At 44.3% G+C, this 9,127-nt stretch carries 5 protein-coding genes and 1 other RNA gene; 2 read left to right on the forward strand and 4 right to left on the reverse strand.

Going from position 1 to position 9,127, the window contains the following annotated elements; genetic code table 11:
* The first annotated feature begins 321 nt into the window (after positions 1–321).
* Both ilvA and rsmH read left to right on the forward strand, forming a co-directional pair.
* Entirely contained in the window at positions 322–1,833 is a 1,512-nt protein-coding gene (ilvA, locus tag MICAI_RS11915; RefSeq protein ID WP_008202098.1) for a threonine ammonia-lyase, biosynthetic, read from the forward strand.
* 257 nt (positions 1,834–2,090) lie between these two features.
* Positions 2,091–2,969 (forward strand): 16S rRNA (cytosine(1402)-N(4))-methyltransferase RsmH, encoded by an 879-nt coding sequence (gene rsmH / locus MICAI_RS11920; RefSeq protein ID WP_008202100.1) that lies wholly within the window; start codon positions 2,091–2,093, stop codon positions 2,967–2,969.
* 118 nt (positions 2,970–3,087) lie between these two features.
* Here rsmH and MICAI_RS11925 read toward each other — a convergent pair whose 3' ends face one another.
* From MICAI_RS11925 to MICAI_RS11935, 4 genes are all read right to left on the reverse strand, one after another.
* Complete coding sequence (locus MICAI_RS11925; protein ID WP_008202101.1) at positions 3,088–4,254, reverse strand: pyridoxal phosphate-dependent aminotransferase; 1,167 nt, start codon at positions 4,252–4,254, stop codon at positions 3,088–3,090.
* 9 nt (positions 4,255–4,263) lie between these two features.
* Positions 4,264–4,654: a transfer-messenger RNA gene (ssrA, locus tag MICAI_RS22525) on the reverse strand.
* Between the two features lie 806 nt (positions 4,655–5,460).
* Positions 5,461–6,741 carry an HhoA/HhoB/HtrA family serine endopeptidase gene (locus MICAI_RS11930; protein WP_008202103.1) on the reverse strand — a complete coding sequence of 427 codons (1,281 nt, stop codon included), beginning with the start codon at positions 6,739–6,741 and terminating at the stop codon, positions 5,461–5,463.
* A 342-nt stretch (positions 6,742–7,083) separates the two neighbouring features.
* Positions 7,084–8,733: a bifunctional serine/threonine protein kinase/MFS transporter gene (locus MICAI_RS11935; protein WP_008202105.1), complete on the reverse strand. Its 1,650-nt coding sequence runs from the start codon at positions 8,731–8,733 to the stop codon at positions 7,084–7,086.
* Between the last annotated feature and the right edge of the window lie 394 nt (positions 8,734–9,127).

A 9,127-nucleotide genomic window follows, 5' to 3' on the forward strand; every position in this document is an offset into this window, starting at 1 on the left:
TATATCGTTTGCCCTATCTACCTTCTAGCTCGCTTGTCCCCCTGTCAGCCTGAGAAATTGGCGGGATTGATTGTTACTTTGGAGAGCATCCCCTTGATTTTACTCATCCTTGCCCGATAGGGTCTGTTAGCTTAACAATTGATTGTTTTCACGACGACCCCGGCGACATATACAAGGTTGGGTTGACGACTGTTACCCAACACCCCATCCGATAATTGGGCAAAATCATTATAATTATTTGATAATAGGACATTGGTTGGGTTTCGTGCCTCAGCCCAGCCTAGACTCTGACTCGCAAATCCCCACCGCCAAAAAAGAATAATGTACTGCGATTACCTGGTTCAAATCCTCACCGCACGCGTCTATGATGTCGCCCAAGAAACCTCCTTGGAATTTGCCCCCAATCTCTCCCAACGCTTGCACAATCAGCTTTTACTCAAGCGTGAGGATATGCAGTCAGTTTTCTCTTTTAAACTGCGCGGCGCATACAACAAAATGGCGTATTTGTCAAGGGATTTGTTACAAAAAGGTGTAATTGCTGCCTCGGCGGGAAATCATGCTCAGGGAGTCGCTTTGGGAGCGCGGCAATTGGGAACCCAAGCGATTATCGTTATGCCTGTCACCACTCCCCAAGTCAAAATCGACGCAGTAAAAGCCCGGGGGGGGATTGTCGTCCTGCACGGTGACACCTACGATGATGCCTATGCTTACGCGCGGCAGTTAGAAGCGGAAAAAGGCTTAACTTTTATCCATCCCTTCGATGACCCGGAGGTAATCGCCGGCCAGGGTACGATCGGTATGGAAATTTTACGACAATATCAGCAACCGATCGAGGCGATTTTTGTCGCTATTGGTGGCGGTGGACTTATATCAGGTATTGCAGCCTATGTCAAGCGTTTACGCCCAGAAATTAAAATTATCGGGGTGGAACCTGTGGATTCAGACGCGATGAATCAATCCCTAAAAGCCGGTTATCGGGTGCGTTTGTCCCAAGTGGGATTATTTGCCGACGGGGTGGCGGTGCGCGAGGTGGGAGAGGAGACTTTTCGTCTCTGTCAGCAGTATGTGGACGAGATTATCCTCGTGGATACGGATGATATTTGTGCGGCGATTAAGGATGTTTTTCAAGATACACGCTCGATTTTAGAACCTGCGGGGGCGTTAGCGGTAGCAGGAGCGAAAGCTTATGTAGAAAGAGAAGGAATTGAGGATAAAACCCTCGTTGCTGTGGCTTGTGGAGCGAATATGAACTTTGATCGTCTGCGGTTTGTGGCGGAAAGGGCGGAATTAGGGGAACGGCGCGAGGCGTTGTATGCTGTGACTATTCCCGAACAACCGGGCAGTTTACGCCGTTTTTGCGAATGTGTCGGCAAACGCAATTTAACCGAATTTAGTTATCGTATTGCCGATGAAAAAGAAGCGCATATTTTTGTCGGCGCCCAGATCGAAAATCGCAGCGATGCCAAGAAATTAGCCGAGAGTTTTGAAGCTTGTGGCTTTAAAACCCTCGATATTAGTGATGATGAATTGACTAAACTGCATCTGCGCCACATGGTGGGAGGGCGATCGCATTTAGCCGATCATGAATTATTTTATCGCTTCGAGTTTCCCGAACGACCGGGGGCTTTAATGAAATTTGTCGCCTCCATGAGTCCCCACTGGAATATCAGCGTTTTCCATTATCGCAATAACGGGGCCGATTATGGGCGCATCGTCGTGGGCATACAGGTCCCCCCCGATGAAATGAATCAATGGCAAGCTTTTCTCGATACTCTCGGCTATCGCTATTGGGATGAAAGTCAAAACCGGGCCTATCAGTTATTTTTAGGTTAGGGTTGGCTGAATAAATCTAAAAACCTTGTTGGATAAGGCTTTTAGACTTTTTTTCCCTCAAAAAGTGCTGACCATTGGAGTGATCGGGGGTAAAATTCAGGCACTTTTTCCCTGAAAATTAGGTAACTGACTACCCCAAAATCGGTAAAACCCTACACCCTACACCCCACACCCCACACCCCACACCCTGCCCCCACCAACAAACTTTTTGCCGCAAACCCTAGGTTAAATCGCCATTTTCAGGAAGTTATCAGCAGATGAATCAAGATTTTCCCCATATTTCCGTTTTGAGTCAAGAATTAATCGCCGGCTTAAATATTCAACCCGGGGGGCATTATCTCGATCTTACCCTAGGCGGTGGTGGACACAGCCGGCTGCTTTTAGAAGCTCATCCCGAAACCACAGTAACCGCCATCGATCGCGATCAAAGCGCCCTAGAAGCCGCTAAAATTAGTCTTGCCCCCTATCTAGATAGCCGTTTAACCCTCTGGTGGGGGAACTTCGCCGATTATAAGGGACAAAATAGCAGTTTTGATGGCATTATCGCTGATTTAGGAGTCAGTTCTCCCCAATTCGATCAGAGCGAGCGCGGCTTTAGTTTTCGCCACACGGCAGCCTTAGATATGCGAATGGATCGCTGTCAATCCCTGACGGCAGCCGATATTATTAACCATTGGCAGGAAAAAGAATTAGCGGATCTTTTTTATCAATACGGAGAAGAACGTTTATCTCGTCCTATTGCTCGCTCGATCGTCCAAAAACGTCCCTTTACTACCACCACAGAATTAGCGGCTGTCATCGCCAGTTCTGTCCCCGCTAGTTACCGTTATGGACGTATTCATCCGGCGACGCGGGTTTTTCAATCCCTACGCATCGCTGTTAATCAAGAATTAGATTCTCTGCAAAAATTGTTAAATCAAGCCCCCCACTGGCTAAAATCCGGGGGAATTATCGCTATGATCAGTTTTCATAGTCTAGAAGATCGTCTGATCAAGTATGGCTTTCGCGAAGATAATTCCTTGAAAATTATCACGAAAAAGCCGATTATCCCCAGCCGAGAAGAACAGGCTAAAAATCCTCGTTCTCGTTCGGCTAAACTAAGAATAGCCCAAAAGATCGAATCAGAGGTTATCTGATAGCAGTTATCTTAATTGTGAGGTACAAAGTCTCTGGTTTTAGGGAGTCGTTATCTTGAGGAGAAAGGCTGTGGTAAAGTAAAAACCAAGAAAGAAAACCAGTATTTATTCTTGAAAATCACTGACTAAAATAACGCAGTCCTTTTACCAATCTTTCTACTGCCGCTAAAGCTGTTTCTGGAGATAAAGCACCGTAGGCAAGACGCAAATAACAGCCCTCTGTTATCCCAAAAGTTGAACCGGGTAACACCGCCACCCGCTGCTGCTCAATTAAACTTTTAACTAACTGAAAATCATTCTTGTCTGTGGTAATTTTCAGGAAGAAATAAAAAGCCCCTTCCGCAGTGGCAACATCACAGATATTGCCGATTGATTCGAGAGCATTCAGGCAAATTTCTCTAACTTGACTGATGGTTTTTAACTGTTCTAAAGGATAGTTTTTACCCACCTGTAACGCTCCTAGGGCTGCATATTGCGAAACCACCGGCGGACAGATTAAAATAGTATCCTGAATCTTATTAATCGCCTCAGATAAATGTTCCGGTACTACCATATAACCAATGCGCCAACTGGCAAAACCGTAGGCTTTTGAGAGACTAAATAGGGAAATAGTCCAGGATTCACTGCCAACAATTGCCGCCGGGGAAAAGTGGCGGGCATGGTTATAGGTAAAATACTCATAGGCCTCATCATGAATGTGATAGATGCCCTTTTTTTGACAGATGCGATTGACTTCCCTTAGGGTATTTTCTGGATAAACTACTCCCGTGGGATTATTAGGAGAAATCGTCACCACTGCCTTAGTTTTTTCCGTGATTGCCTCTTCAATGGCGGCTGGACGCAATTGATAATTTTTGTCTGTGGCAACCAAAATTACTTGACAATCAGCCATTTTTATGGCCATTTCATGATTGAAATAAAAGGGAGTGTTGAGAATAATTTCATCCCCCGGGGAAGTAATGGCTAAAATGGCATTCATAAAGGCCATATTACTGCCCGCCGTCACAAAGATTGCCTGTTTATCGCTGATTTCTACCCGATTATCTTCGGCTAGTTTTTGCCGAATTACTGTTAATAAGGGGGGAATTCCCGCCACAGATTGATATTGATGATTTTTGGGATTGGCTAAGAATAAAGATAGAGATTCGATCGCTTCCCGGGGTGGATAATAGGAAACAATCCCTTGACCGAGGGAAATAGTGCCGGGGTTCGCTTTAATTAATTGGCCGACCACGGGAATGATCGGTGTCTGTACCCCGTCCATGCGGGAGAGAAGGTTTTTCATTAAACTAATCAATGGAGCCGAGCAGAGTCGAACTGCTGTCCAAATTAGGTATTGACTGTCCGTTCATTCACAGGTTTAGTTTCGATTACCCTCGAAACGGGGACTGTCACTTATCCCGGACAGTGGGATGCTCTAGTTAAAGCTTAGACGGTTAACTAACTAGAGAAAGTTAAACGTGGCATCCGTTGGGGGTTTATCCATAGTCCTTAACGGAGTCAAACTATGAATGCTCGAGTCGATTAGAGACTATTAGGCAGCTACAGGAGCGGCTTTACGAGCGAAAGGAACGATGTTGTTCGCATTTACTTTTTGTTTGAGCCTTTGATTTACGAGAGGAGACTCACTCTCGACCTGTATCACGGGGGAGCTTTCGCTAACCTGTCGAAACCGTTACGGCCCCTTGTGCTTACATTCTCATTATAGCATATTTTTTGATTAAGCTAATTTCCGATTTTCCCAAGGGTTAGAGCCGGGCTAGATCGGTAAAAAAGGGTTTTTATCGCTGATTTTTCTGCAATAGCATCGGTATCAAAGAGATAAGCCATCAGGTTCTCTCGTCCCAGATATTATCCAGTTCTTCGGCTAATTCTTCTGAATCTTCCCAATTTTCGGTTAAATTCCCTAACCCTCCCCTAATTATTGATTGCCTCGGTTTGAATTGCCACCTATCAACAATCTATCTCCATACCACAATTTAGGCATTTTGTCAAAAAAAATTTGACTTTGCAACAAAACTACACAAAAATTAGATCAACGTTGTTCGGGAAAAAAGGGATAATTGGCGAAAGTGTTTGGTTTTGCCCAAGGGAAAAGTCTAGATTTAGCAAGGGTTTTAAGACAACCCAGATCATTAAAACCCTAAAAATTACAATAAAAGGCATCATAGCATAATGCAAAATTATACCAGAATCGCTGGAAGTATTGCAACCTCGTAAATAAATAAAAATTATTCTCAATAAATTCTTAAGTAAAAATAAATATTACCGATTGTAAATTTAAATATTTTTAAGTATTGAAGTTATTTATATATAAAATACTTATCATTTTTCCTGATTGCCTCTGACTTTTCCCTCCCCACAGTAACCACAGGAAAGACTATTACAGCATAATTATTCGATTCAAGAGCCAAAAGTAAAACCAGAAATATAGAGAGCTTAGTAACAAGCTCTCTATAAAGTTTAGGTCTTCTACCACTTATCTTCCAGACTAGGATCTGTTAGCAGTATTCAAGCTACCCACTTGAATATTCAGATTAATTTTTTGTCCTTCTCGGCTAATTTCTACGGGTAAATTATCGCCGATTTGAGTATTAGCCACAATTTCCTGAACCGCATCGGGATCGGTGACATTCTTACCACCTACAGACTTTAACACATCACCCGATCGCAATCCCGCTGCTGCGGCAGGAGAATCTCTCATCACCCGCACTAACAAGACACCAGAATCATCGGGGACATTCCAATTATCAGCCATGGGACTATCGGCTAATTGTTCTTTTACCTCTGGGGTTAACTGCACCATTTGAACACCGAGATAGGGATGTTCCACCTTACCCGTGGCGATTAATTGTTCAGCGATTCTTTGGGCAGTTTTAATCGGAATAGCAAAACCTAAACCCTGGGCATTTTGAATGATAGCAGTGTTAACTCCGATAACTTCTCCCCGAGCATTTAACAAAGGTCCGCCGGAATTTCCGGGGTTAATTGCCGCATCGGTTTGCAGGAAATCCACCCGTTTATCACTAGCACCAATTTGGGAGCCATTGCGTTCCTTGGCGCTAATAATTCCCGTGGTGACAGTGTTATCTAATCCCAAAGGATTACCGATAGCGATCGCCCATTCTCCCACCTGTAAACTATCAGAATTACCTAATTTAACCGTGGGTAAATTGCTCGTTTCTACCTGTACCACTGCCACATCAGTTAAAGGATCACTACCTAAAACTTTACCATCGATAGTGCGACCATCTTTGAGGGTGACAGTCACCTTATCTGCTCCCTCGACAACGTGAGCATTGGTGATAATTTTACCGTCATTACTGATAATAAACCCGGAACCTGTACCCCTTTGAACTTGTCTTTCTCCTCGCTCGGGTATTTGGGAACCGAAGAAGCGACGGAAAACAGGATCGTTAGCAAATTCAGAAAAATCACCGCCTCCATTGACTTCCCTAGAAGCATTAATTCTTACCACCGCCGGCCCCACTTCTTGCACCACAGAAGCGACAAAATTGGTGGGAATAACTAGGGTTGAGGGAGCGGCTGCGGCTGGTGTGGAGGGGCGAGGATTATTGGCAGCCGGGGCAATATTTTGGGCTAATTCTAGAGGATTTTGACTGTAGGCGTAGGTGGCACCGATGCCTAACCCAGCACCCAAAACCAGTAAGGAGGAATAGGCAAAAAGTTTTTTCATTGCAGAAGATTTGGAGCGTTTGGGATTGCCTTCGTTGCGCGGGGAAATATTATCGTTAAAAATATTGCGAGTCATAGTTTTTATTGTTTAACCATTCTGAGAAGGGAATAAAAGTCAGTCCTAATAATCGTGGGTGTGAGAGGAGTGTTTTGGAAAACGGCTTGGGACTGACTATCTCTAATTTAGGTGGGGGATATGAACTTACTGTGACGCAGACATGAACTTTTGATTACAAGCTCATTGTTTTATAGTTTTTGACAGCTATAAGCATTAATACGCATGGCACAAGTGAGATGCTCCTCAGCAGAATAGACTCACTACTATGGCACAATTTAGTTTTTGGGTTGCATTAATTAACCTAATCTAGGGAAGATAACAATATAAAAAACGGAATTATGAGGATAGTTTTATGTTTTGTTAGCCTTTGGAATGCAGGAGAAAACCCAATAACCAACCGCTTGCTAAACCACTTAAATTTGTAACCGCAAGAATCAGAAAAATATTGAAAGGGCTAAAGTTTTTCTTGTCTAACTCGTATGTAGTAACACACTGGGTCAATACTACTGCGATGCTCCATATTCCAATTAATATTCCCGCAATAAAATTTCCTGACGTAACACTTAAAGTAATACCGCCTATCAATCCAGGGACAAAACAGAGCAAGAAAAAATTATACCAACCTGAATTAGACCAAACTGTATTTTTCCAGGGATCAAAAATCATCAAGAACCAAGCCACACCCACAGCCCCACCCGAAGCCACAGCCCCACCCGAAGCTATAGGCAAAGCCCCACCCGAAGCCGCAGCCCAAGCCCAAGCCACAGGCAAAGCCCAAACCACAGCCCAAACCACAGGCAAAGCCCAAACCATAGGCCTAGCCACACCCACAGCCCAAACCATAGGCCTAGCCACACCCACAGCCCAAACCATAGCCCAAGCCAGACCCACAGCCCAAGCCACAGCAGTCACACCCAGCCAAGGTATTCGACTCGAGCCTGAACCGTAACCATGTAAACCATGAATAAGAAACACAACCATTAACCAACCCCAGGGAAGAGCTTTTAGTTTTTTCTGAAGAGAATTTTCAGAAGGTTTTGGGTTAACAGGGGCTTTTGTTTCAGCCACTTTTGGCTCTTTCCTTGGCTGTGGGGGATTAACTTTTTCTTGACGATATTTCTCTTCTACAGCAGGTGGGATATTAACTATTTCTCGACGATATTTTTCTTCTACAGGAGGGGGTGGTAATTCCAATTGTTGTAACCAATCGGACATAGACTGAGGGCGGTTTTCTTTTTCCAAAGCCATGCCCAGAGTAATGGCTTTGTTAAGATGATCACTTAAATTAGGATTAATTTTTTTCGGTGATGTTAAAGGACGATTATCTAAACGGCGTTCCATTGAAGGAGTCGGTTTTTGACCAGTTACCGCATAATAAAAACTGGCGGCTAGGGCATAAATATCCACGCTCGGCTGACGATTGGCCTTGCTACCTTTATAAACTTGTTCATAGGGGGCAAAACTGGGATTTGCGGCATAATCCGTCGAACTACTACCAGCCGGAATAATCTCTTTAGCAATGCCAAAATCAATCAGGATAGCATTCCCATTGGGTTGAATCATAATATTACCAGGGTGAGCATCTCGGTGTACCATTCCTGCTTGATGAACTGCCTCTAATGCGCTGCCAATTTGCCGAATATATTTCAAACATTCCGCTTCCGATAATTTTCCTTGAGTTTTCACCTTTTCGATCAAAGTTTGACCCTGAATAAAATCCATCACCAAACAGGGAACTTGACCTTCCATAAAAAAATCGGAAATACGGACGATATGGGGATGGGGAGTCTGGGAAAATTTGGCTAACTTGCGTCCTTCTTCCTCAAATTGTTTAACATAATCCTTGTATTCCGTATCTCTTTTTTGCAAAATATCAGGAGTTTTGATCACCACTTCCATGATGAGTTGGCGATGACGTGCTTTATAGGTCAGGCCAAAACCTCCCCGTCCCAAGACCTCAAGGATCTCGTACTTGCCATTGTGGAGGAGTTGTCCCGCTTGCCAAACCATAGAATTTTGCAATAGTTGTTTTTATCATACCAAAAAATCTGCTTTTGTCTCAAAATTGGCTTATGTTTTGGTATTTGAGTTTGTAGGGGCGAAGCATTCGGATAAAAAATTTACGGTTTCAGCGATAGGTTATTGCCCGAATGCTTCTCCCTTACGGGAGTTTGGTGGTGCTTAAGTTTACACCAATGGCACGTCTTGCATCCCATTGTGGTTAGTGAGTTTATCGAACTGCAATCGCCCTTGATCCCCCCTTGATCCCCCCTTGATCCCCCCTTGATCCCCCCTTGATCCCCCCTTGATCCCCCCCTTGATCCCCCCCTTGATAAGGGGGGTTTGATCCCCCCCTTGATCCCCCCTTGATAAGGGGGGTTTGATCCCCCCTTGATACCCCCCT

It is taken from the genome of Microcystis sp. T1-4 (assembly GCF_000297435.1).
Lineage (GTDB): Bacteria > Cyanobacteriota > Cyanobacteriia > Cyanobacteriales > Microcystaceae > Microcystis.

What these genes read in the sequence shown, in the direction of transcription:
- ilvA (WP_008202098.1), top strand. Translation starts at nt 322, where the DNA reads ATGTACTGCGATTACCTGGTTCAAATCCTCACCGCACGCGTCTATGAT.
- rsmH (WP_008202100.1), top strand. Translation starts at nt 2,091, where the DNA reads ATGAATCAAGATTTTCCCCATATTTCCGTTTTGAGTCAAGAATTAATC.
- MICAI_RS11925 (WP_008202101.1), bottom strand. Translation starts at nt 4,254, where the DNA reads ATGAAAAACCTTCTCTCCCGCATGGACGGGGTACAGACACCGATCATT.
- MICAI_RS11930 (WP_008202103.1), bottom strand. Translation starts at nt 6,741, where the DNA reads ATGACTCGCAATATTTTTAACGATAATATTTCCCCGCGCAACGAAGGC.
- MICAI_RS11935 (WP_008202105.1), bottom strand. Translation starts at nt 8,733, where the DNA reads ATGGTTTGGCAAGCGGGACAACTCCTCCACAATGGCAAGTACGAGATC.